This window comes from Pseudoalteromonas sp. SR41-8, from assembly GCF_014163915.1.
GTDB classification, from domain to species: Bacteria; Pseudomonadota; Gammaproteobacteria; order Enterobacterales; family Alteromonadaceae; genus Pseudoalteromonas; species Pseudoalteromonas rhizosphaerae.
Window position 1 is genome coordinate 1 of the sequence record NZ_JACJEE010000043.1, and the last position, 21,577, is coordinate 21,577.

Annotated in this window: 24 protein-coding genes and 3 tRNA genes; 20 read left to right on the plus strand and 7 right to left on the minus strand. The window is 41.3% G+C overall.

Annotated elements, in window-relative coordinates; genetic code table 11:
* Positions 1 to 35 precede the first annotated feature (35 nt).
* From H5162_RS19385 to H5162_RS19405, 5 genes are read left to right on the plus strand one after another with little or no spacing between them, the layout of a single operon-like run.
* Complete coding sequence (locus H5162_RS19385) at positions 36 to 1,037, plus strand: FAD-dependent oxidoreductase (protein WP_182779320.1); 1,002 nt, start codon at positions 36 to 38, stop codon at positions 1,035 to 1,037.
* A 20-nt stretch (positions 1,038 to 1,057) separates the two neighbouring features.
* Complete coding sequence (gene thiS, locus H5162_RS19390; protein ID WP_182735680.1) at positions 1,058 to 1,255, plus strand: sulfur carrier protein ThiS; 198 nt, start codon at positions 1,058 to 1,060, stop codon at positions 1,253 to 1,255.
* A gap of 1 nt (position 1,256) precedes the next feature.
* Positions 1,257 to 2,054: a thiazole synthase gene (locus tag H5162_RS19395; RefSeq protein ID WP_182735672.1), complete on the plus strand. Its 798-nt coding sequence runs from the start codon at positions 1,257 to 1,259 to the stop codon at positions 2,052 to 2,054.
* A 33-nt stretch (positions 2,055 to 2,087) separates the two neighbouring features.
* The gene (gene thiE, locus H5162_RS19400) at positions 2,088 to 3,623 is read left to right on the plus strand and encodes a thiamine phosphate synthase (RefSeq protein ID WP_182779321.1); all 1,536 of its coding nucleotides are present in this window, start codon (positions 2,088 to 2,090) and stop codon (positions 3,621 to 3,623) included.
* Positions 3,616 to 4,389, plus strand: coding sequence for a HesA/MoeB/ThiF family protein (locus H5162_RS19405; protein ID WP_182732512.1), 774 nt, complete (start codon positions 3,616 to 3,618; stop codon positions 4,387 to 4,389). The genes thiE and H5162_RS19405 overlap by 8 nt, the downstream gene beginning before the upstream one ends.
* Positions 4,390 to 4,475: 86 nt before the next feature.
* Here H5162_RS19405 and asd read toward each other — a convergent pair whose 3' ends face one another.
* Positions 4,476 to 5,342, minus strand: coding sequence for an archaetidylserine decarboxylase (gene asd, locus H5162_RS19410; protein ID WP_182779322.1), 867 nt, complete (start codon positions 5,340 to 5,342; stop codon positions 4,476 to 4,478).
* A gap of 18 nt (positions 5,343 to 5,360) precedes the next feature.
* Positions 5,361 to 6,419, minus strand: coding sequence for a small ribosomal subunit biogenesis GTPase RsgA (gene rsgA, locus H5162_RS19415; protein WP_145234644.1), 1,059 nt, complete (start codon positions 6,417 to 6,419; stop codon positions 5,361 to 5,363).
* Between the two features lie 121 nt (positions 6,420 to 6,540).
* Between rsgA and orn the strand changes: the two genes are divergently transcribed.
* The 4 genes from orn to H5162_RS19435 all read left to right on the plus strand — a co-directional run bounded on the left by orn (position 6,541) and on the right by H5162_RS19435 (position 7,689).
* Entirely contained in the window at positions 6,541 to 7,086 is a 546-nt protein-coding gene (orn, locus tag H5162_RS19420) for an oligoribonuclease (protein ID WP_145234646.1), read from the plus strand.
* Positions 7,087 to 7,255: 169 nt separating this feature from the next.
* Positions 7,256 to 7,331: transfer RNA gene (locus H5162_RS19425), tRNA-Gly, on the plus strand.
* Between the two features lie 160 nt (positions 7,332 to 7,491).
* A tRNA-Gly gene (locus tag H5162_RS19430) sits at positions 7,492 to 7,567 on the plus strand.
* 46 nt (positions 7,568 to 7,613) lie between these two features.
* Positions 7,614 to 7,689, plus strand: a tRNA-Gly gene (locus H5162_RS19435).
* 100 nt (positions 7,690 to 7,789) lie between these two features.
* Here the strand turns inward: H5162_RS19435 and H5162_RS19440 are convergent.
* The 3 genes from H5162_RS19440 to H5162_RS19450 all read right to left on the minus strand — a co-directional run bounded on the left by H5162_RS19440 (position 7,790) and on the right by H5162_RS19450 (position 9,194).
* Positions 7,790 to 8,215 (minus strand): secondary thiamine-phosphate synthase enzyme YjbQ, encoded by a 426-nt coding sequence (locus H5162_RS19440; RefSeq protein WP_145234649.1) that lies wholly within the window; start codon positions 8,213 to 8,215, stop codon positions 7,790 to 7,792.
* Positions 8,212 to 8,679, minus strand: a complete 468-nt coding sequence (locus tag H5162_RS19445; protein ID WP_182779323.1) for a chemotaxis protein CheX — start codon at positions 8,677 to 8,679, stop codon at positions 8,212 to 8,214. Before H5162_RS19445 ends, H5162_RS19440 begins: the two co-directional genes overlap by 4 nt.
* 80 nt (positions 8,680 to 8,759) lie before the next feature.
* Positions 8,760 to 9,194 (minus strand): transcriptional repressor, encoded by a 435-nt coding sequence (locus tag H5162_RS19450; protein ID WP_145234655.1) that lies wholly within the window; start codon positions 9,192 to 9,194, stop codon positions 8,760 to 8,762.
* A 93-nt stretch (positions 9,195 to 9,287) separates the two neighbouring features.
* On the opposite strand from H5162_RS19450, the gene H5162_RS19455 reads away from it, so the two are divergent.
* The 9 genes from H5162_RS19455 (at position 9,288) to H5162_RS19495 (ending at position 15,456) form a co-directional block, all read left to right on the plus strand.
* A complete protein-coding gene (locus tag H5162_RS19455) occupies positions 9,288 to 9,908 on the plus strand; it encodes a MarC family protein (protein WP_145234657.1) in 621 nt (206 codons plus the stop codon).
* Between the two features lie 104 nt (positions 9,909 to 10,012).
* The gene (locus tag H5162_RS19460; protein ID WP_145234659.1) at positions 10,013 to 10,483 is read left to right on the plus strand and encodes an outer membrane lipoprotein-sorting protein; all 471 of its coding nucleotides are present in this window, start codon (positions 10,013 to 10,015) and stop codon (positions 10,481 to 10,483) included.
* Between the two features lie 175 nt (positions 10,484 to 10,658).
* Positions 10,659 to 11,618 carry a tRNA dihydrouridine(20/20a) synthase DusA gene (gene dusA, locus H5162_RS19465; RefSeq protein ID WP_220493312.1) on the plus strand — a complete coding sequence of 320 codons (960 nt, stop codon included), beginning with the start codon at positions 10,659 to 10,661 and terminating at the stop codon, positions 11,616 to 11,618.
* A 235-nt stretch (positions 11,619 to 11,853) separates the two neighbouring features.
* Positions 11,854 to 12,525: a PspA/IM30 family protein gene (locus H5162_RS19470; protein WP_182735668.1), complete on the plus strand. Its 672-nt coding sequence runs from the start codon at positions 11,854 to 11,856 to the stop codon at positions 12,523 to 12,525.
* 11 nt (positions 12,526 to 12,536) lie between these two features.
* A complete protein-coding gene (locus H5162_RS19475; RefSeq protein ID WP_182779324.1) occupies positions 12,537 to 12,743 on the plus strand; it encodes a PspC domain-containing protein in 207 nt (68 codons plus the stop codon).
* A gap of 9 nt (positions 12,744 to 12,752) precedes the next feature.
* Positions 12,753 to 13,076, plus strand: a complete 324-nt coding sequence (locus H5162_RS19480) for a hypothetical protein (protein WP_145234667.1) — start codon at positions 12,753 to 12,755, stop codon at positions 13,074 to 13,076.
* A gap of 101 nt (positions 13,077 to 13,177) precedes the next feature.
* Positions 13,178 to 13,696, plus strand: a complete 519-nt coding sequence (locus H5162_RS19485) for a copper chaperone PCu(A)C (RefSeq protein ID WP_145234669.1) — start codon at positions 13,178 to 13,180, stop codon at positions 13,694 to 13,696.
* An 8-nt stretch (positions 13,697 to 13,704) separates the two neighbouring features.
* Positions 13,705 to 14,691, plus strand: a complete 987-nt coding sequence (locus H5162_RS19490; RefSeq protein ID WP_145234671.1) for a DUF2333 family protein — start codon at positions 13,705 to 13,707, stop codon at positions 14,689 to 14,691.
* A gap of 3 nt (positions 14,692 to 14,694) precedes the next feature.
* A complete protein-coding gene (locus H5162_RS19495) occupies positions 14,695 to 15,456 on the plus strand; it encodes a TIGR04219 family outer membrane beta-barrel protein (RefSeq protein WP_145234674.1) in 762 nt (253 codons plus the stop codon).
* A gap of 24 nt (positions 15,457 to 15,480) precedes the next feature.
* On the opposite strand, the gene H5162_RS19500 is transcribed toward H5162_RS19495, so the two are convergent.
* Together H5162_RS19500 and H5162_RS19505 are read right to left on the minus strand one after the other, a co-directional pair.
* Positions 15,481 to 16,368 (minus strand): TIGR03899 family protein, encoded by an 888-nt coding sequence (locus tag H5162_RS19500; protein ID WP_145234676.1) that lies wholly within the window; start codon positions 16,366 to 16,368, stop codon positions 15,481 to 15,483.
* On the minus strand, positions 16,337 to 16,867 hold the full coding sequence (locus H5162_RS19505; RefSeq protein WP_145234678.1) for an SRPBCC family protein: 531 nt from the start codon (positions 16,865 to 16,867) through the stop codon (positions 16,337 to 16,339). The genes H5162_RS19500 and H5162_RS19505 overlap by 32 nt, the downstream gene beginning before the upstream one ends.
* A gap of 240 nt (positions 16,868 to 17,107) precedes the next feature.
* Between H5162_RS19505 and H5162_RS19510 the strand changes: the two genes are divergently transcribed.
* Complete coding sequence (locus H5162_RS19510; protein ID WP_182779325.1) at positions 17,108 to 19,303, plus strand: EAL domain-containing protein; 2,196 nt, start codon at positions 17,108 to 17,110, stop codon at positions 19,301 to 19,303.
* A 94-nt stretch (positions 19,304 to 19,397) separates the two neighbouring features.
* A complete protein-coding gene (locus tag H5162_RS19515) occupies positions 19,398 to 21,572 on the plus strand; it encodes a YgiQ family radical SAM protein (protein ID WP_145234682.1) in 2,175 nt (724 codons plus the stop codon).
* Positions 21,573 to 21,577: the final 5 nt, after the last annotated feature.

A 21,577-nucleotide genomic window follows, 5' to 3' on the forward strand; every position in this document is an offset into this window, starting at 1 on the left:
CCTAGAACCTAGAACCTAGAACCTGAGGAACTCTCATGTCTTACAATATTGCGGTGGTGGGGTTTGGTTTAACGGGGCGTTTAACGGCGCTTGAGTTGAGTTTACAGCATCGGGTAACTGTTTATGAAGCGGGTGACGAACAAGCGCTTGATAGTGCAGGAAGAGTGGCAGCGGCGATGCTTGCACCACTGGCTGAATCTGTATTCTGCGAGCAAGACTTGGCCTTGATGGGGCTGGATTCAATAAAGCGTTGGCCGAGAATTTTAGCGCAACTTGATGAAGCGGTGTTTTTCCAACAGCAAGGCACACTTGTGGTTGCACACCAGCAAGATAAAGGTGACTTACAAAGTTTTATACAGCGTTTAAAGCCTTTAGCTGAACATCAAGGACATCAGTTAACAGGGGCACATATTGCTGAATTAGAGCCAGAGCTTACAGGGCGTTTTAACCAAGGTGTGTATTTACCTTGCGAAGGGCAAATTGATAATCAGGCTTTTTATCAAGCTAGTTTTAACACTCTAAAGCAGCGTAATGTGAGCTTTAAGTTTGCACAACAGGTTGATGTAACATCGCTAAATCTACAGCAATCGTTTGATTATATTATTGATTGCCGTGGCCTTGGCGCTAAAAGCGCAGCGTGTAAGCTACGCGGAGTGCGTGGTGAAGTAGTGCGTTTGTACGCCCCTGAGGTTAATTTAACGCGGCCAGTGCGGTTAATGCACCCGCGTTATCCTATTTATATTGCTCCGAAGCCAAATCATCAATACGTAATTGGCGCGACAGAAATTGAATCACAAGATAAGGGGGCTGCCACTGTGCGTTCGACTCTTGAGCTGTTGTCAGCAGCGTACACAGTACACAGTGGTTTTGCTGAGGCGCGAGTGTTGAATATTCAAACCGGCCTGCGTCCTGCATTTAGTGATAATCGCCCGCAGATTTCCCAGCAGCAAAATGTGATCAGCATTAATGGCTTATATCGTCATGGTTATTTACTCGCACCGAGTTTAGTGGCCGATGCCATTGCACGGATAAAATAAGGCTTATTATGAAAGTAAGTATGAAAATAACAATTAATGGTCAACATTTTGAGTTAGCAGATAACGTCAATATAGCCCAAGGTTTGACGCAGTTTGCAGCAAAAGAGCCTTTTGCCGTGGCGCTTAATGGTCAATTTATACCGCGTAGTCAATGTGATACTACCTTACTTAACGAAGGCGATAGCATTGAATTACTGTCACCGATCCAAGGTGGCTAATATGAGTAGCGTAATATCAGATAGTTTCAGTATTTATGGTGAGCAGATCACTAGTCGGTTATTAATTGGCTCAGCACTTTATCCATCACCTGCGGTTATGGCCGATTCGATTGTTGCCTCTGGCGCGCAGATTGTTACTGTGTCATTACGACGTCAACAAAGTGCCGCCGCAGGAGATGACTTTTGGCAATTGATCAAAGATACGGGCTTAAAAATTCTACCCAATACTGCAGGCTGTCACAGTGTCAATGAAGCAATTACACTGGCACAAATGTGCCGCGAAGTGTTTGCTACCGATTGGATAAAACTTGAGTTGATTGGTGATGATTATAACCTGCAACCAGATCCATTTGCATTACTGGAAGCGACACAGATTTTATTAGCCGAAGGCTTTAAAGTATTACCTTATTGTACTGACGACTTAGTGTTATGTCAGCGTTTAGCTGATGCAGGGTGTGAAGTACTGATGCCGTGGGGAGCGCCTATTGGCACAGGTAAGGGCTTGTTAAATAAATATAACTTAAAAACTATTCGGGAGCGCCTACCCGATATCACATTGATTGTTGATGCTGGCCTTGGCTTACCATCACACGCCTGCCAAGCGCTTGAATTAGGTTATGATGCGGTGTTATTGAATTCGGCTATTGCAGGGGCGGGCTGCCCTGTTACCATGAGTCATGCATTTAAAGCAGCCGTTGATGCGGGTCGTTTTGCTTACCGAGCAAAGGCGATGCCAGAAAAAGACGTCGCTGCGCCATCTACGCCCACTATGGGTATGCCATTTTGGCATCAACAGTAATAAATGAAGCAAAAAATTAGGAAATACGTAACTATGAATCATGTTGTTTGGACAATTGCTGGCTCTGACTCTGGTGGTGGTGCAGGTATTCAGGCGGATATTAAAGCGATGCAAAGTTTTGGCGTCCATGGTTGTACAGCGATCACCGCATTGACTGCGCAAAACAGCCTAGGCGTTGAAGCACTTAACCCGATTTCAACCGATGTTATTGAGTCGCAATTACTCGCCCTTGAAAGCGACATGAAAGCCCGTGTTATTAAAATTGGTATGCTTGCCAATGTGCAGCAAATTCAATTGATCAGTGAGCATCTAAAACATTATAAAGCCACTTGGCCGGTTGCGCCTTTGGTTGTATATGATCCGGTGGCCATTGCTAGCAGTGGTGACTTACTGACAGAAGAAGATACCGTTAGCGCAATTAAAGAATGCTTATTGCCGCTGGTGGATGTGATCACTCCGAATACCCATGAAACGCAGTTGCTCACTGGGATATATTTAATTGGTCCCAGTGCGGTGATCGAGGCTGCGGCTAAGCTGCAAAGCTGGGGCGCAAAAGCGGTGCTGATCAAAGGTGGCCATTGGGATTATCCAAGCGGATATTGCATTGATTACTGCAGTGATGCCAGCTCTTATGGCAGTAATGAATATTGGCTTGGTAACGAAAAAATTCAAACGCCGCACAGCCATGGTACCGGTTGTAGTATGGCGTCAGTGATTGCAGCGTGTTTAGCGAAAGGTTACCCGCTTAAAGATGCCTTTATTTTAGCCAAAGCCTATATAAATCAAGGCTTAAAAGCTGCGGTTCGTTATGGTGAAGGAATTGGCCCTGTGGCACAAACGAGCTTTCCCGATAATCTTGATGATTACCCACAAGTCATTGAAGCGGGCAGTTGGCTGGGTGATGAGCTGGATTTTGAACAACCAAACGAATTTACTATGGCGGCAGGTTTTACTGAGTGTGAAAACAAACAGCTTGGTTTATATGCGGTGGTTGATAGTCTCGATTGGTTAGAAAAGTGCTTAGCGCAAGGCGTTAAAACTGTACAACTTAGAATGAAAAACGCCAGCGAAGAAGAGCTTGAACACGCTATTGCTGCGGCGGTCACACTTGGTAAAAAGTACGATGGCAATGTGTATATCAACGATCATTGGCAGCTGGCAATCAAACATGGCGCCTATGGTGTGCATTTAGGTCAAGAAGATTTACTTGAGGCTAATCTGGTGGCCATTAAAGAGTCGGGCATGCGTTTGGGGATTTCGACCCATGGTTTTTATGAAATGCTGCGCGCTCATAATTACCGCCCGAGTTATATGGCGTTTGGCGCTATTTACCCAACCACGACCAAAGATATGACAGGGCAAATTCAAGGGCTTGAAAAGTTAAAGCATTTTGTGCCGTTAATGAGTGATTACCCAATGGTAGCTATTGGTGGCATTGATTTATCACGAGCGGGCGAGGTTGCTGCAACCGGTGTTGGCAGTGTAGCTGTTGTTAGGGCTATTAGTGAAGCAAGTGACTATCAACAGGCGATTGCCGATTTACAAATGGCTATTAATAGCAATGAGTGAGGCAATAAAAGGATCTTTATCTGACAAAGAGCAGTTACGTTACAGTCGTCATTTAATGCTTAAAGAAGTCGGCTTTGAAGGGCAGTTAAAGCTCAAAGCCGCTCACGTTGTGGTAATTGGAGCGGGGGGGTTAGGCAGCCCCGCATTACTGTATTTAGCTGCGGCTGGCATTGGCGAATTAAGCTTGTTAGATGATGATAAGGTTGAGCTTTCAAATTTACAGCGCCAAGTGCTCTATAAAGTAAATCATTTAGGGCAAGATAAGGTCAGCGCTGCGGGCAAAGTATTAAGCAGCTTAAATAATCAAATCAAGATCAACACCGTAAGTGCAAAATTAACCACTGAAAATGCTGAGCAAGTTTTTACTGGCGCAACCTTAGTACTTGATTGCAGCGATAACTTCAGCACTCGCTATGTAGTAAACCAGCAATGCTTGGCACTGGGTATTCCACTGGTGTCGGGGGCGGCAATAGCGAGTGAAGGGCAGCTGATGTGTTTTGATTTTCGCCAGCCACAGAGCCCTTGTTACGGGTGTATATTTGGAGCACAACCGCAACAGCAGGCGCTTAATTGCAGTAACGCGGGCGTGCTTAGTCCGTTGTTAGGTGTTATTGGCTCGATGCAAGCACTGTTGGCAGTTAATATCTTGCTGGGCCATCATCAAGGCAGTCAGTTTATTCGTTTTGATGGGCTAAGTTTAGCGCAGCAGCAGTTTAAATTAACTAAAGCGCCCGAATGTACTGAGTGTGCAGGGGAAAGAGCTTAAATAAAAAACGCGGCATGACTGCATTAGTCGGTCCGCGTTTTTAATTAAAATGAGTTATAACTTAATTATTAATTAGGTATTAATCATCAATCATCAACTTTAGCAAACGGTGTGCCCATGCGAGTCACTGTGCCTGGTTTTTGATCATCAAAGATATCTGCTTTATTAGCACCCCAGGCTAAAATAACCGTGGAGCCTAATTTAAAGCGACCCATCTCTTCACCCTTTTTCAAGGTAATTGCATTTTCACCTGAGGTTTTGTAGTTCCAGCTAAATACATCTTTACCTGCTGGTGGTGTAACTGTACCGGCCCAAATAGTTTCGATACTGGCAACAATTGTTGCACCCACTAATACCATAGCAAGCGGGCCAATTTCAGTCTCAAAAATGGCTACTACGCGTTCGTTACGAGCGAATAGATTAGGTACATTTTGCGCGGTAAGTGGGTTTACTGAAAATAAATCACCGGGGACGTAAATCATTTTACTCAAGGTGCCATCAATCGGCATATGAATACGATGATAATCTTTTGGCGCTAAGTAAATCGTTGCAAAGTCGCCGCCTAAAAATGGCGCTGTATCTTGCTCTGAGCCGCCAAGTAAAGCTTGTAAGCTATAGTTGTGATTTTTAGCTTGAATAAGCTGGCCTTCAACAATTGGGCCTAATTGACTGATGGCACCATCTACAGGGTGAGTAATGATGTCATCTTCAGTGGTTAATGGCCGAACGCCTTCTTTTAAAGGACGAGTAAAAAACTCATTAAACGTTTTATAGTGAGCTGGGTCGCTATATTGCGCTTCATTCATATCAATTTTATATTGTTTAATAAACAATTTAATTAAAGTAGTTGTTAGTGCACCTGCTTTAGCTGCAGCTAACTTGCCTACCATACGGGATACAAAATGTTTTGGCATTGCGTACTGCATTGCGATTTTGAATTTGTCTAAACTCACAAGTTTTTTCCTAAAAAATTATACGCGTGGAGCACGAGCACCCGCTCGGCCATCGGCCATTGTTTCTAAAATTCTATGGTAGCTATCAAAACGTAGCTGTGAAATATCACCATCATCGATTGCTTGGCGAATTATACAGCCTGGATCATTTAAATGTTTACAGTCTCTAAAGCGGCAACCGCCAATAAACTTGCGAAACTCTTTAAAGCACCAAGTAACACGCTCTACATCTAAGTGCCACAAGCCAAATTCACGAATACCAGGGGAATCAATTAAGTTACCGCCTGAAGGTAAGTGATGAAGTCGTGACACAGTTGTTGTGTGTTGGCCAAGGCCACTATTTTCAGAGACCTCTTTGGTCAGTATTTCGGCATCAGGTAAAACAGTGTTAACTAAAGTTGATTTCCCCACACCACTTTGACCAACAAAAATACTATTTTTATCAATTAAGGTTTCTTTGAGTGCATCAATACCGTAACCGGTTTTATTACTTACTAGTAATACTTGATAATCAAGTGACCTATAAATATCCAAAATTTTGTTGATGTTAGCAAGCCCAGGCTCATCAATTAAATCTATTTTATTGAGCACTAAAATAGGCTCAATGCCCATATCTTCGCAGGCAATTAAATAGCGGTCGATAATACTGGGGGTAAACTCTGGTAGTACCGCAGAGACCATCAAAATCTGGTCAATGTTGGCGGCTATGACTTTTACACCGTCGTAAAAATCAGGGCGAGTAAGTTGCGAGCGCCGTTCATGCATCGCTTCTATAACGCCAGCTAAATCACCTTCGCTGACTTTTGCGCGGCGAAATTGCACTTCGTCTCCGCAAACAATACCTTTAACGGTACGGCGAATATTGCAGCGCAAAACATCTCCGTTATCAGTTTCAATATCGGCATGTTGACCAAACCGACTGATCACCACGGCATTTTCAGGCGCACCTAAATTGTCAGTTTGCCATTGCTCAACCTTGTTAGTGGTTGGCGCAGAATCTGCATTAGACAAGCGTTTTTGGTGATTGGCCTTAATCCTACGGGATTGACCTTTACTTAATTTCTTCTGTTTTGCCACTTTTGGCCCATAACTTAGTTAAATGTCGTGCTTTTTGAAAAAAAAGCTTTAGGTCGACTGATGATACTAATATGATATATCTAAATGCGTTAGATCTAAAGGAAAGCACCGCAAGGTAATTATGTCTTTTCATAAATCAAATCTGATTTGGCTCGACCTCGAAATGACAGGTCTTGAACCAAGTACAGACAAAATACTCGAAATCGCCACGGTTGTCACCGACAGTGCGTTAAACATCTTGGCTGAAGGGCCAACTATTGCTATTCATCAAAGTGATGAATTGCTTGATGGTATGGATGAATGGTGTACTAAGCAACATGGTCAGTCAGGGTTAACTGCACGCTGTAAAGCGAGCACATTCACAGAGCAAGATGCTGTTGAACAAACTTTGGCATTTTTAAAGCAGTGGGTTCCTGCAGGCGCTTCGCCTATGTGTGGTAATTCAATAGGCCAAGATAGACGCTTTATGAATAAATATATGCGTGAACTGGAAGATTACTTCCACTATCGTAATTTAGACGTAAGCACTATCAAAGAACTAGCAAGACGCTGGAAACCAGAAGTTTTAGCACAAGTGCACAAAAAAGGTTCACACCTTGCTCTTGATGATATCAAAGATTCCATCATGGAATTAAAAGTCTACCAAGAAAAATTCTTTAATTTGTAAAAAACACTTGCAAACACATCGGATTATTGTAGAATCCTGCCCCGCTTAAGACGATAACCCCCGCGGGGTTAGTGTGCTTGAGCAATTTGAATGCGGCACTAGTTCAGTTGCCGGAACGTTCACCGCGACCTGTCGCGGACCAACGGAAAAATTACTGACTATTTTGAATGCGGCACTAGCTCAGTTGGTAGAGCGCGACCTTGCCAAGGTCGAGGTCACGAGTTCGAGCCTCGTGTGCCGCTCCAATTTCTCACCAAAGAAATTGCAGCAAGTTTCAAATTAAAAGCTATAAACTTTTTTAGAACCTATAACCTAAAAATTATAATGCGGCACTAGCTCAGTTGCCAGAACGTTTTACCGCGACTTGTCGCGCACCAACGGACAAATTACTGACTATTTTAAAATGCGGCACTAGCTCAGTTGGTAGAGCGCGACCTTGCCAAGGTCGAGGTCACGAGTTCGAGCCTCGTGTGCCGCTCCAATTTCTAACCAAAGAAATTAGAGTAAGTTTAAAGTGAAAATATTATGCGGTACTAGCTCAGTTGGTAGAGCGCGACCTTGCCAAGGTCGAGGTCACGAGTTCGAGCCTCGTGTACCGCTCCAATCTTTTCAAAATGAATACCCACCCAAGTTTGATTGACAAGCAGTTATTGCTTAAAGCACATATCCAATTTATTTAGTACTTCAATTTAAATAGTTTTATTTAAACTTGCCCTTGCAGCGTTGCAATAATACGTCTTGCGCCGCCATGATCACGATGTTCGCCTAAATAGATCCCTTGCCATGTACCAAGCTGTAAACGTCCTTGGCTAATTGGAATCGTTAGCTCGCAGCCTAAGGTACTCGTTTTTATATGCGCAGGCATATCATCATCACCTTCGTAATCATGACGATAATAAGGTTGGCGCTCGGGAACAAATTTATTGAAGTGACTTTCCATATCCATACGTACTGTCGGATCAGCATTTTCATTAATCGTTAAGCTGGCTGAGGTATGCTGTATAAAAAGGTGTAATAAGCCAATTTGGTAATCGGAAATCTCAGGGAGTTGGCTGAGTATTTCGCTATCAATAATATGAAAGCCTCGAGAGCGAGGCTTTAAAAGTAGTTGTTTTTGCAACCAGCTCATATTTTATCGAAACTAACTTCAATATTGGCATTACCGGCATCAGAGGTAAATGGGATCAATATTTTTGCCCCTTCACTTTTATGAGTTATGGTATGACCTTTACCAGACACAACGATTGGTGTAGCCATATTAAAGTCATAGCCTTTTTCACCAAGTAAATTTTTTGCCCCACCAGTGACCATATTGGTAATTTCACCAACCATATCGGTTACTTCTTCATTGATCGAATCAGGGCGTTCACCTAGCATTCTTTCCATAATAGTCAGGGCAAGGCTCTCATCAAAAGTGATCGAAAATGAACCTTTAGTTTGCGGTCCTACCATGCCAATTAATCCCGAAACGTCGCCACAGGCAACTTCATCTTTTTTTATTTTCGGCTTACCCGGTTTTAGTTCGGTTTGCGCCATTGTGCTGAGCACATTTAATAAAGATGATAAAAAAGGATTGACGAACTCTACATTCATTATTGTTTATCCCTCGAATTTAGCAGTTTAACTGCGGTTATACGTTAAAGTGTAGTGAGTTATTTTAGCTCTGCACTTAATTATTCTTTACAATTTCCACATCTACCATGGGCTTCAATAGTTTGCCCCGATACGACGAAACCACTCTCAGCAGCAAGACTATTAAGTTCATGCGAAATCACGCTAGAGTGTAGCTCTTTGACAAAACCACAACTATCGCATATCAACAGTTGTACAGGGTGGATATGATCAAAATGATGACACAACATAAATGCGTTAGTACTTTCAATTTTGTGAATAAAACCTAATTCAGCTAAAAAGTCTAAGGCACGGTAAATTGTGGCTGGTTTTGCTCCTGATTCAGTGAGTTTTAGTTGCTCTAATAAATCATAAGCGCCCACTCCGCCTTGCGCACTTGCTAATAGGCGAAATACTTTTTCACGAATTGGAGTGAATCGCGCACCGCGATTGTCACACACTTGTTTGGCTTTACTAACGAGTGATTCTATTTTCATCTTCTCTTATCCTTACGCTACCGTGATATACTAACATACTGTATTGTAGTTGCAGCGTTTTTATTAGACAGTTTTATTCTAGGAAGGCCAACAATGAATGAATTATTAGCGGTATTTATTTTCTTTTTTGCGGTTATTGATCCAATCGGTACTGTGCCTGTTTTTATAGCCTTAACACGCGGTGATAGTGACAAATTCAAACGTAAAGTCGCGTTGAAAGCTGTTCTGGTGTCTGCTGGGGTACTATTGTTTTTTGTTGTCGCTGGGGAGCTGCTTTTAAATGCTATCAATATCCCCTTGTCAGCGTTTCAAATCGCAGGTGGTATCGTGTTATTGCTGTTCGCTTTGTCTATGATCTTTGGTGAAAGTAAACCAGAAATGGAAATTAAAAGTGTACGTGATAGCACTGAAACGGCCATTTTCCCTTTAGCTATTCCATCAATCGCCAGTCCAGGTGCGATGCTTGGCGCTGTTTTGATGACTCGTAACACTGAATACACGTGGGTTGAGCAGTTAATTACTTCATCAATGATGTTAGCTGTTCTTGTTGTGGTACTTGTGCTGTTACTGTTGGCAACCCATGTTCACAAATTAATTGGTGACAGCGGTGCGAGTATCATCAGCCGGATCATGGGTTTGATCCTTTCATCAGTTGCCGTGACAAATATACTCGACGGGATAGCCCACTATTTTGGCTTACAAGTATTTACATAAAGGCTGTGTATTGCTGTTAAATAGCTATTGTCATATAAAATTTTGAATTGTTGCTTAGAATTATCTAGATTAAGTATAACGTAATAAAATTTAAGGAATGAAAAATGTTATTAAAAAAGATTATTTTATGCGGTTTTCTTGTTTTGGGATTAACGGCCTGCGTTGAACCGCCTCAAAGCGAAATGAAGGTTATTCAAGTTACTGACTATGATTTTAGCCATAATGACAATCATGCTGTTACCGTATATTTCGGTCATACGGGAGGAGATCATTACACAGTTACTTTATTACGAGACGAAATTAAAGAGGGAGTGTTTATTGAATCTTCCGCTAAAAATGCGCCTAATTTAGTGTTTGATGCCAGTTGGGCTGGTGAATATTATGTGCAGTCAGCTAAGCATGATACTCATTCATCTTTAAAAATACTTGAGCTAAATAGCGAAGCTAAAGTTGCTAAATTTGAAGTCGCAGCACGTTTGGTTAACCCCAAGCAAAAAAATGATTATATAAGCTTAGAAAAAACCACCATTACAGTGCAAGGCCAGCAATTTGATAATCTAACAAAATCGTTTTAAGTATGTTATCAAAAGCGCAGTGTACATTTTTGTAGCTGCGTTAAACAACTCAATCTCTGCTACCGACAAACAACAACTTGCTTACGATTGAAGCTCGGCTTTGATTTGTGTAAAATATAGTGCCTTCCAATGAGGGAATAACCCTTATACTTATATATCATCTGAGGATTTTACTTTGAATAGACGTTTTTCTGTGGCACCCATGCTTGATTGGACAGACCGCCATTGCCGTACTTTTCATCGTAAAATGACCAAGCATGCGGTGCTTTACACCGAAATGGTAACAACCGGTGCAATTTTATTTGGGCGTGGTGATTATCTACACTTTAATACACATGAAAACCCCGTTGCTTTGCAATTAGGTGGCTCTGATCCTGAAGCTTTGGCAAAGTGTGCAAAACTGGCTGCTGAACGTGGTTATGATGAAGTAAACCTAAATGTTGGTTGCCCTTCGGATCGAGTGCAAAATGGCCGCTTTGGTGCGTGTTTAATGGGCGAGCCGCAGCTTGTTGCTGATTGTATTGCAGCAATGAAGGCGGAGGTTACTATTCCTGTTACGGTGAAAACACGCATTGGTATTGATGAGCAGGATTCATATGAGTTTTTATGTGCGCTGATCGAAGCGAGTCATAAGGTTGGCTGTGATGACTTTATTATTCACGCCCGTAAAGCATGGCTAAAGGGATTAAGTCCGAAAGAAAACCGTGAAGTTCCACCACTTGATTATCCGCGTGTTTATCAACTGAAAAAAGATTACCCACAGCTTGATTTAAGCTTAAATGGTGGGGTTAATACCATCGCTGATAGTCTTGCTCATTTAGCGCATCTTGATGGCGTTATGATCGGTCGTGAAGCGTATAGTAATCCATTTATATTAAGTGAAGTGGACGAGAAAATTTACGGTGATACTGCGTGTACATTATCGCGTCATGACGTGGTGCGTTCAATGTATGGTTATATTGAAGATGAAATGCGCCAAGGCGCTAACTTTTGGCATATAGCTCGCCATATGTTGGGTATTTTCCAAGGCCAACCAGGGGCGCGAGGATTTAGACGTCATTTATCTGAAAACGGCCATGGTAAGCAAGCCGATTTATCCGTGATGGATAAAGCATTAAGTTTTGTGCCTGAATAGCTGAAATTTTAATCTTGAAAGCCACTTTTTAGTGGCTTTTTTTGATCCTAAAATTTAGTCAAAATATCACTTTTTTAGTTAATTTAACGTATTTTAATTCAGCTAAACGTCACTTTTAAATTGACGTTATCTTTCTATCCTATTGTTATTTATTGTTTTAGTTGTTTTTCTAACGACATGGCATAAGTCTTGGAATCTCCTTGGTGTAATCACCCATAATCAACAGGAGAAAATCATGGGCCTAATGAATCGTGTTAATGATCTAATTCAATCAAACTTGGTCGCTGTGCTTGATAAGGCAGAGGATCCAGCAAAACTACTTAATTTACTTATTATCGAGATGCAACAAGCTCTGAATGAGTGCCGTACTACCGCTGCAGCGATTTTGTGTGAAGAAAAAGCATTGAAACGCCAGCAAAGCGATAAGTTAACATCCATAGCACAATGGCAAGAAAAAGCCGAAATAGCCGTCAGTAAAGGTCGAGATGATTTAGCCACAGCCGCATTAAAAGAAAAGCAGCGTGTAGCCGCTGATATGGCAGCTGTTGAACCTGAGCTCGTTAAATTAACCGATTCAATGGCCAAGTTAGCTGACGATGCACAGCGTTTACAAGACAAACTTAGTGCTGCCAAAGCAAAGCGGCAGAGCTTAACTCAGGTGCATAGTGTTTTAAATGCACGAGTACGAGTTAATCAACAGTTACATAGCGATAAAGTGGCACATGCACTGTCGCGTTTTGATGTGATTGAGCGCCGAGTTGAGTCAATTGAATCACAAGTGGAAGCATACGAAATGGCTGCAGCTAATCAATCAGACACGGCAATGCAAATTGATGCGCTTGTTAAAGACGAAGCCTTGGATAAAGAGCTTGCAGCACTTAAAGCTAAAGTAAAACAGTCGGCTTAGGAGTTATAAAAATGAATACATTTAATAACAATACTCAATGGAGTAAAGATCCATTAAATAAAAAAATATCGGGAGTATGTAGTGGCTTAGCGCGTCGGTTTGACTTTCCGATTTGGGCAACTCGATTAGCAACTATTGTACTGTTTATTCAGTTCCCACTATTTATAGGTGCGGGTTATTTAATTGCACATTGTTCTTTAGACAACAAGGTTTATTAGGAGAGCGCCATGAAAATTATTGCACTGTGTCTGCTAGCAGCATTGTTTATCGCTTCTAGTCCATTTGAGATAATGCAGTTTGACTCATGGCAGCTCCCTTTGTGGATTGCTGACTTGAGTTGGGTTGGCATTGAATTATTTGGTGCATTAGTCGCTGTGGTGGTCGTTATTGCCATTATTGCGCTGGTTAGTGTTGGTTTGATTGGCGCAGGTCTAATAATAGGAGTCGGCGTGATGCTGGCTTTGTTGTTTGGTTCTGTGATGATCGCATGGCCGCTACTGCTGATTGTTTTTCTGTGTTGGTTAGTCGCGGATAATAAAAAGGTCGCATAGCTTGCCACACAGAGGTTACCTTAAATGCTAATTTAGCTGACTATTTTTTCGCAAATATGCTAAATTTAGCACTTAAAGTGATTATTATAACAAGGATCGAAATGACTCTTAAGCCATTACTAACTATCTTCACAGCGGCTTTTTTAGCTGTAGGCCTATACTCTCCAGTGCTATTTGCCCATGCAGAGCATCAACATGATACAGCAAGTGATATTGTAGTTAGCAATGCCCAAGTAAGGATTTTTTTACCTGGCAGTCAATCTAGTGTTGGTTATTTAACGCTTGTTAATCATGGTGATGCAGCAGTGACATTAACTAAGGCTAGCCTTGAGAGCTTAGGACGAGTTGAAGTACATGAACATCAGCATGTTAATGGTATGATGAAAATGCAAAAAGTAGATGCGTTAGAGATCAAAGCACATCAACAGCTAGATTTTAAACCAGGCAGTTATCATTTAATGGTTTTTGAACCAAAAGAGCCGTTAAAAATAGGGCAAGAGCTCAAACTCACGCTATATTTTAGCAATGGAGATCGTGTATTTACTCAAGCTACCGTGGTTTCATTAGAAAGCCAAGTTGAGCAAGTATCACAATCTGAACAGCACCATACACATCACTAGGAGATTAAATGTCACAACATAAAGGGAAAATTATAGCAGGGCTAATATTAGTTTTTATTTTATTTTATGCCGTATCTGTGTATTGGAGTGTTGAGCCAAGCCGCGTAAATGTGATCACGCAAGCTAAACAGGATGCGCAGCAGCGTGGCGAAAAACTAGTAACAGGTTACACAACAACTACGGCTTTGATTAATGTTGCCAGCACATTATTGAATAAACCTGGTGGCTATTTATCAAATGATGTAATACCTCCGAGTATTCTTATGGATAATATGCCTGCTTGGGAATATGGCGCATTAGAAATGACGCGCGATTTGGCGCTATCAATGCGTAAAGACTTTAGCCGTTCTCAGTCGCAATCGACCGAACATGAAGCTCTAAAAAAAGCCCAGCCCCAATTTAATATTAGTTCAGAAGCATGGGCGTGGCCAAGTGCCGAGAGTGAATACCAAAAAGGCATTGATTTATTAATTGTGTATCGTACTCAAATCGCTGACCAAAACAGCCGTGACAGTCAGTTTTATGCGCGGGCAGATAACCTACGAGGCTGGTTAAAAGAAGCCGAAAAACGCCTTGGTAGTTTAAGTCAGCGGTTAAGTGCCAGTGTTGGTCAAGATCGGTTAAATACTGATTTAGCCGGTGACAAAGAAGCACATCAAGCGACTTATGCACCATTACAAAATCAGATAAAAACCTCTTGGTGGGAAATAGATGACGTGTTTTATGAGTCACGCGGTGCAACTTGGGCTTTATTACATTTTTTGCAAGCGGTAGAATATGACTTTGCTGATGTATTAGAGAAAAAGAATGCACGTGTGAGCTTACAACAAATTATACGTGAGCTTGAAGCAACCCAAGAGACTGTTTGGAGTCCGGTGATTTTAAATGGTAATGGTTTTGGTTTTGTTGCTAATCATTCATTAGTAATGGCAAATTATATTTCACGAGCCAATGCGGCTCTTATTGAACTTAGCGAACTTTTAGCGCAAGGATAACACATGAAAAAGTACTGTTTAGCCGCTGCCCTTTCGATGGCATTTTTGGCTCCAGCGGCTCACGCTGACACCCTTTTAGGTTTATATGTTGGTGTTGATGGCTGGCAATCTGATAATTCAGGTAGCTTTTCAGATAGCGGTAATATGCAAGACTTTAATTTTGAAGATGAAACCTTCATCAGCTACTACGCAGCGCTTGAGCATCCAATTCCATTAGTGCCAAATATAAAGTTAAAGTATACCGAGCTTGAGTTAAATGGCTCAACCTTGCTTAATGAGACGTTTGAGTTTGGTGGTACTTCATTTACAACCAATACCACAGCAACTACGATCAGCGACTTATCACACGTTGATTATATTTTATACTATGAGATATTTGATAATGACTTATTATCTATCGATTTAGGTGTAAATGCTAAGCAGTTTGATGGCGATATTGTTGTTACTGGTACAGCAAATGGTAAAGCAACAACAGAAACTGTGGATTTTTCAGGTTTTGTGCCATTAGTTTATGGTCGTGCTGAAGTAGGCTTACCGTTAACGGGTTTAAGTGTTTTCTTTGAAGGTAGCTTACTTGCTATCGATGATAGTAAAGTACAAGACTACCAAGCGGGTATTGCATGGGCTTTACTTGACAACTTAGCGGTAGATTTAGATATCAAAGCGGGTTACCGTCAAATGACGCTAGAGCTTGATGATATTGATAATCTATATACTAATATTGATGCATCAGGTCCATTTGCAGGCATACAAATTCACTTCTAATTTGTTTGCTTTGGCGTGGTACCGTTATTTAATTGCGTGCCACGCTACTTCAAACTCTTCCTCAAGTGCACTGCTTAACAATTGCTTATAAGCCTTATTAACTGGCGTGTTAATCAATTTTCTAAGTTCATCACCCGTTTGCGTAAATTTATAGTAACTGAGCACTAAATCGTTATTTTTTGGTTTGAGTACGACCCGTTGGGTTAAAAATGTCAGATTCATTTCTTGGCCAGCCTTAAGCGCTGCAGATTCAATTTCTTTACGGTAGATTAGGCCAATATCCATCAAAGTTAATACATCAGGAAAACTGATCCCAGCTTTACCTAAGTTAAACGATACTTTATTGCCTTTGCGTAGCAAATCAAATAGCGAAGGTTTTTTATAAAAGCCTAATAAAATTAAATGGCTATTATCTTTTTCATTATAGCCACAAATTGCGGTACATTTTTGTAGTGCATCCGCTTCGCGCTGGGTCATCTGCTTAAGTGTTTGTAAGCTTTTAATTGAAAATGTTCCCGGTGATACAGTTTCTCCCGCTAAAATTTTTGCCCACAGTTTTTGCATTGATTCGTTTGAAGTATCTTCACATAGTGCAATAAAGCGTTCGACCCAATCACTGTCAGGTTGCCCTTTACTAGTTACGTCGGGGCAAAAATCCATAGCCATAGCCATAATCGCTTCAATATTTTGTTGTTGTTTGATAAGTAGTAATTGTTGGCGATGTTGGGCTCTATTGAGCGTTGAGTTATCACTATTGACTTGATAGGGCAGTTTACTTTGCCCTTGTGGACCATAACTATCATCACTGGCACTGGTAAGGCGAGTCGAACTGGTTTTACTCATCGAGTAACCTAGTTTAATTTCAATTATATGAGCAAGGTTAATTTTTGCTTGGGCTGTTTGAATCGTCATCGATCTTCTCGCTGTGTGTTGCTGTTTGCAGCTGCGCAGTAGTTTTTAAATTATTAAGTCCAAGTTTCACCGTATTTGCCAAAATATATTGGCTAAATAGCGCCAAATAGCCACCTAGAATCGAAGTAGTAACTTCGCCATCTAGTGAGCATGTTACTTGATTTCCATTAGCTAGAGGTGAAAAAGAGATCACACCTTTAATAATATGTTCTTCATTAAAGAGAATATTAAAATTGATTTTAGTGCTGCTTATATTGGTAATCGTCATTTCACCTACTCCCCAGCTACTTTGCCAAAACTGATGAGCACCCACGCCAGAACTAGGCTCTCCAATAGTGAAAACAATACTTGGATCTACTTTTTGCCAAGGTGACCAGCTAGTCCACTTGGTAAAATCACTAAGCAACGGGGTGATATCTGTTTGCGGAGCATGAATTTTAATGCTCTTTTGGACTTGGTATTGTTGTGGTAATAGCAGTCCAATTACCAGTAAAATCAAAGTAATCAGAAAAATAAATTTAGTAATTCTGGGTAAAATATTAATGGCTGTTCCTTAAATTATAAATTCTACTATCGCACAGCAAGGTGCTGAATATCGACTATAATCTGTAAACCAATATTCATTAATCATCGACATTAATACTGTATCATAAGTTAAATAGTGATAACTTATTAGTCAATAATGAATTGTCTTAATATTAAATGATGGCGCGCAATATTTGAATTTAAAGGATTTGGAATGACGTCAGAACACAATGATTTTTTGTTTTTCAACCATGAAGACGAGCCTCATGAAGAAGTTGCGCCCAAAGATTACTGGGATGTTCTGATTGTTGATGATGATCCTGAAATTCACACTGTAACAGAACTAGCGCTCTCAGGCGTTGAGTTTTGGGGAAGAACACTGCGTTTTCATCATGCTTATTCTGGCGCTGAAGCAGTTGAAGTGTTAGCTAATACTAATAATGTGTCGGTATTACTGTTAGATGTAGTCATGGAATCCGATGATGCAGGCTTAAAAGTAGTTAAAGAGGTACGCGATACGCTGAAAAACCATAACGTACGAATTATCTTACGAACGGGTCAGCCCGGATATGCGCCTGAAGAGCGAGTGATCCGAGAATATGATATCAATGATTATAAAACTAAAACCGAACTTACCCGCAGTAAGCTAGTTACCTCGTTAGTTACAGCTATTCGCTCATACGAACAAGTTTGCCAACTTGAATATCAAAGCAAAGCGTTAAATAATATTCTGTTAGCCTCAAAGGCTATTTTAGGTTTTACCGACATTAAAGCATTTACTATGGCGGTGATTAAGCAGCTCTCGGTAATTTTAGATTGTGCGCCAAGGGGGGTTGTGTGTGGCAGTCTGGATGATAGCTATCAGGTTCAAGTGTTGGGTGGTTGTGCTGAGTTTAGTGCTTTTATTGGCCAAGGTGTAGAACAACTTGATGATGGGCGGATTATTTTGCAAGTGCAAAATTGTTTTGAGTTTGGCGAACATCAGCACACTGAGCACGACACTACGTTTTTATTGAAAAGTAAAAATCGTCAGGCTGCTATTTACTTAGAGTACGTTAGCCAACCAAGCTTAACACAATTGCAATTTGCTGAAATTTTCTTAACAAACGTCAGTGTAGGCTTAGATAACGTCAGACTTTTTAATAAACTCAGAGATGCAGCCTACAAAGATGTGTTAACAGGTCTTGCCAATAGAACTGATTTTATTGAACAAATTGAAAAGTATCATCGGTTAAATAGTAACGAGTATATATTTATTCTAATAGATGTTGCACACTTTTCAGATATCAATAATGGCCTGGGTCAAGAGGTGGGTAATCACTTGCTTACTTCAATCGTTGAACGGCTCAAGCAAGAATACCCAAGTGCTAAGTTGCTGTCACGGATTGGTGCAGATGTATTTGGTTTTTTAATTAAGCGCGATGGATTTGATTTAAACGAATTAAGTGAAAATTTAAGTTTGCCGTTTGCAGCAGCAGAGCATTTGTTACCGGTTAATTTTAAAATTGGTTTGTGCGAGCAACAGGACTTTCAAACCACAGGTATTGAAACACTTAAGCTTGCGTATATCGCACTCAATCACGCTAAAAAAGGTAATCAGGGGAATGCTGTTTGTTACACTCCCGATATGGAAGAGCAAATGGCTTGGCGATTAGGGATTATTCGCCAGCTTCGCCAAGACTTTGAAAATAATAAATTGGAAGTCTGGTATCAACCGCAATTGGCGTTTAGTGATTTGTCATTAAAAGGCTGCGAAGCATTACTACGTTGGCCGTCGGGACAAGGTAACTATATTTCCCCCGCGGTTTTTGTGCCACTTGCTGAAGATGCAGGGCTAATTGTTGAGATTGGTCAATGGGTATTGGAGCAGGCTTGTCAGCAGCAAAAACGTCTTGAGGCTCAAGGTGTTGAAATTTGTATTGCGGTCAATGTGTCGGTACCGCAATTTAAGGTTAAAGGCTACGCACAACAAGTCAAAGATACTTTGCGAAAATATCAGGTAAACCCAAAAAATATTGAATTAGAAGTTACCGAAAGTGTGGTGATGGATGATCTCTCGATGGTGATTGAAACACTGCAAGATCTAAAAGAGTTTGGTATTGAAGTGGCGATAGATGATTTTGGTACTGGTTTTTCATCACTGAGTTATTTGCAAAAGTTACCGTTGGATAGGTTGAAAATAGATCGTGCATTTGTCAAAGACTTACCCGAAAAAGACAGCGGCGCAATTGCCAAGCTGGTTATAGCTCTTGGCGCGCAGCTCGGATTAAAAACGATTGCAGAAGGTGTTGAAACACAAGCACAAGCTGATTTTCTTAAGCAATTGGGTTGTGATGAAGTGCAAGGTTTTATGTACGCTAAACCGATGCCTGAAGTTGAGCTTATTCAATATATTGAAAGTAAAAAATAATATTATGTTTGATGCCATTGTAAATAGCTAATATCGCTTGGTGATTAATTCGGGTATACTTTGCGACCTTTTTTAAAGCAATTGGTTACTTTATATGAGCGCACTTAAAGCCAAGCGAGCGTTATTCTCATACCCTAAATATTGGGCTGAGTGTTACGGCACAGCACCATTTTTACCAACTACACGCGAAGAGATGGATGCCCTTGGCTGGGATAGCTGCGATATCATCATTATCAGTGGTGATGCTTATGTAGATCACCCCAGCTTTGGTATGGCGGTAATTGGTCGTGTACTTGAAGCACAAGGTTTTAGGGTCGGTATTATCGCTCAGCCAGAATGGGATTCGAAAGATGCCTTTATGGCACTTGGTAAGCCTAACTTATTTTTTGGTGTGACTGCCGGTAACATGGACTCGATGATCAACCGCTATACGGCTGAAAAGCGTATGCGCCATGATGATGCCTACACGCCCGGTAATGTGGGTGGCAAGCGTCCTGATCGTGCGGTGATGATTTACTCACAACGATGCCGCGAAGCCTACAAAGGTGTGCCAATTGTAATAGGTGGTATCGAAGCCAGCTTACGTCGAATTGCCCATTATGATTACTGGCAAGAAAAAGTTCGCCGTAGTATTTTATTTGATGCCAAAGCGGATATTCTTATTTACGGTAATGCTGAGCGACCATTAATAGAAGTTGCTCATCGTATTGCCGCCGGCGAAACGATGGATACCATTCAAGATATCCGTGGTACGGCGGTTATTCGTAAAGAGCCATTACCGGGCTGGCGTGGTAGTGATTCCACCGCGATTGATAAAATTGGTAAAATTGACCCAATTCCAAACCCATATGGTGCGGATGATGTGGGTTGTAGCAAAAGCGAATTTAAAAAAGCGGGTATTGATTTACAAGCTGAAGCGGCAAAACCAATTACCATTCAGCCAGCGCGTCCTAAACCTTGGGAAAAAACCTACGTTAAGCTACCTGCGTTTGAGCAAGTGAGTGTTAATAAACCACTGTACGCTCATGCATCACGTATTTTACATCAAGAAACGAACCCAGGTTGTGCTCGAGCGTTATTCCAACGCCATGGCGATCGCTCTATTTGGGTTAACCCACCTGCGTATCCGCTTGAAACACATGAAATGGATGCGGTGTTTGGATTGCCTTATCAGCGAGTTCCGCATCCAAGTTATGGTACTGCAAAAATCCCCGCTTACGACATGATCAAAACCTCAGTTAATATTATGCGAGGTTGTTTTGGTGGCTGTAGTTTCTGTTCAATTACTGAGCATGAAGGACGGATCATTCAAAGTCGTTCACAAGAATCGATTATTGAAGAAATCGAACAAATTCGTGACAAAGTACCAGGGTTTACTGGGGTTATTTCGGACCTTGGTGGGCCAACTGCTAACATGTATAAACTGCGTTGTAAGAGCAAAAAAGCTGAGAGTACCTGCCGACGTTTATCATGTGTATATCCTGATATTTGTAAGCATATGGATACCGACCATACACCGACTATCGAGTTGTATAAAAAGGCCCGTGAAGTTAAGGGGATTAAAAAAATCCTAATAGCCTCTGGTGTTCGCTACGATTTAGCTGTGCAAGACCCTCGTTACGTCAAAGAACTCGTAACCCATCATGTTGGTGGTTATTTAAAAATTGCGCCTGAGCATACCGAAGACGGGCCATTATCTAAGATGATGAAACCAGGCATGGGCGCATATGATCAGTTTAAAGAGCTTTTTGATAAATACTCAAAAGAAGCAGGGAAAAAGCAGTACCTGATCCCTTATTTTATTTCTGCGCATCCTGGCACTAAAGACGAAGACATGGTGAACATGGCGTTGTGGTTAAAGTCGAATGATTTTAAACTAGATCAAGTGCAAAATTTTTATCCGTCACCAATGGCTAATGCCACCACTATTTATCACACTGGGATGAACTCGCTGCGTAATATTAAAAATAATACTGAGCAAGTACCGGTACCAAAAGGCGCGCGTCAACGTCGTTTACATAAAGCGATATTGCGTTATCACGATCCAGCAGGTTGGCCGATGATCCGTGAAGCACTGCGTAGTATGGGCAAAGCCAAGTTGATTGGTAAAGGTCCAAACTGCTTAGTGCCAGAAGAAACCCGTGACGAAAAATCGCTTAAAGCAGGTAAAGGGGGGCGTCCAGCGCTTAGCCGCCACACCGGCTTTAGCCAGTTTAAAAAAGCCAATACCAAACCTAAGGTTGGCGGTAATCGTCAGCGGGCTAGGTAATTTTA

Excerpts from the sequence above, each read along its gene's own strand:
- H5162_RS19385 (WP_182779320.1), top strand. The coding sequence starts at position 36 with ATGTCTTACAATATTGCGGTGGTGGGGTTTGGTTTAACGGGGCGTTTA.
- thiS (WP_182735680.1), top strand. The coding sequence starts at position 1,058 with ATGAAAATAACAATTAATGGTCAACATTTTGAGTTAGCAGATAACGTC.
- H5162_RS19395 (WP_182735672.1), top strand. The coding sequence starts at position 1,257 with ATGAGTAGCGTAATATCAGATAGTTTCAGTATTTATGGTGAGCAGATC.
- thiE (WP_182779321.1), top strand. The coding sequence starts at position 2,088 with ATGAATCATGTTGTTTGGACAATTGCTGGCTCTGACTCTGGTGGTGGT.
- H5162_RS19405 (WP_182732512.1), top strand. The coding sequence starts at position 3,616 with ATGAGTGAGGCAATAAAAGGATCTTTATCTGACAAAGAGCAGTTACGT.
- orn (WP_145234646.1), top strand. The coding sequence starts at position 6,541 with ATGTCTTTTCATAAATCAAATCTGATTTGGCTCGACCTCGAAATGACA.
- H5162_RS19440 (WP_145234649.1), bottom strand. The coding sequence starts at position 8,215 with ATGAGCTGGTTGCAAAAACAACTACTTTTAAAGCCTCGCTCTCGAGGC.
- H5162_RS19445 (WP_182779323.1), bottom strand. The coding sequence starts at position 8,679 with ATGAATGTAGAGTTCGTCAATCCTTTTTTATCATCTTTATTAAATGTG.
- H5162_RS19450 (WP_145234655.1), bottom strand. The coding sequence starts at position 9,194 with ATGAAAATAGAATCACTCGTTAGTAAAGCCAAACAAGTGTGTGACAAT.
- H5162_RS19455 (WP_145234657.1), top strand. The coding sequence starts at position 9,288 with ATGAATGAATTATTAGCGGTATTTATTTTCTTTTTTGCGGTTATTGAT.
- H5162_RS19460 (WP_145234659.1), top strand. The coding sequence starts at position 10,013 with ATGTTATTAAAAAAGATTATTTTATGCGGTTTTCTTGTTTTGGGATTA.
- H5162_RS19470 (WP_182735668.1), top strand. The coding sequence starts at position 11,854 with ATGGGCCTAATGAATCGTGTTAATGATCTAATTCAATCAAACTTGGTC.
- H5162_RS19475 (WP_182779324.1), top strand. The coding sequence starts at position 12,537 with ATGAATACATTTAATAACAATACTCAATGGAGTAAAGATCCATTAAAT.
- H5162_RS19480 (WP_145234667.1), top strand. The coding sequence starts at position 12,753 with ATGAAAATTATTGCACTGTGTCTGCTAGCAGCATTGTTTATCGCTTCT.
- H5162_RS19485 (WP_145234669.1), top strand. The coding sequence starts at position 13,178 with ATGACTCTTAAGCCATTACTAACTATCTTCACAGCGGCTTTTTTAGCT.
- H5162_RS19490 (WP_145234671.1), top strand. The coding sequence starts at position 13,705 with ATGTCACAACATAAAGGGAAAATTATAGCAGGGCTAATATTAGTTTTT.
- H5162_RS19495 (WP_145234674.1), top strand. The coding sequence starts at position 14,695 with ATGAAAAAGTACTGTTTAGCCGCTGCCCTTTCGATGGCATTTTTGGCT.
- H5162_RS19500 (WP_145234676.1), bottom strand. The coding sequence starts at position 16,368 with ATGACGATTCAAACAGCCCAAGCAAAAATTAACCTTGCTCATATAATT.
- H5162_RS19510 (WP_182779325.1), top strand. The coding sequence starts at position 17,108 with ATGACGTCAGAACACAATGATTTTTTGTTTTTCAACCATGAAGACGAG.
- H5162_RS19515 (WP_145234682.1), top strand. The coding sequence starts at position 19,398 with ATGAGCGCACTTAAAGCCAAGCGAGCGTTATTCTCATACCCTAAATAT.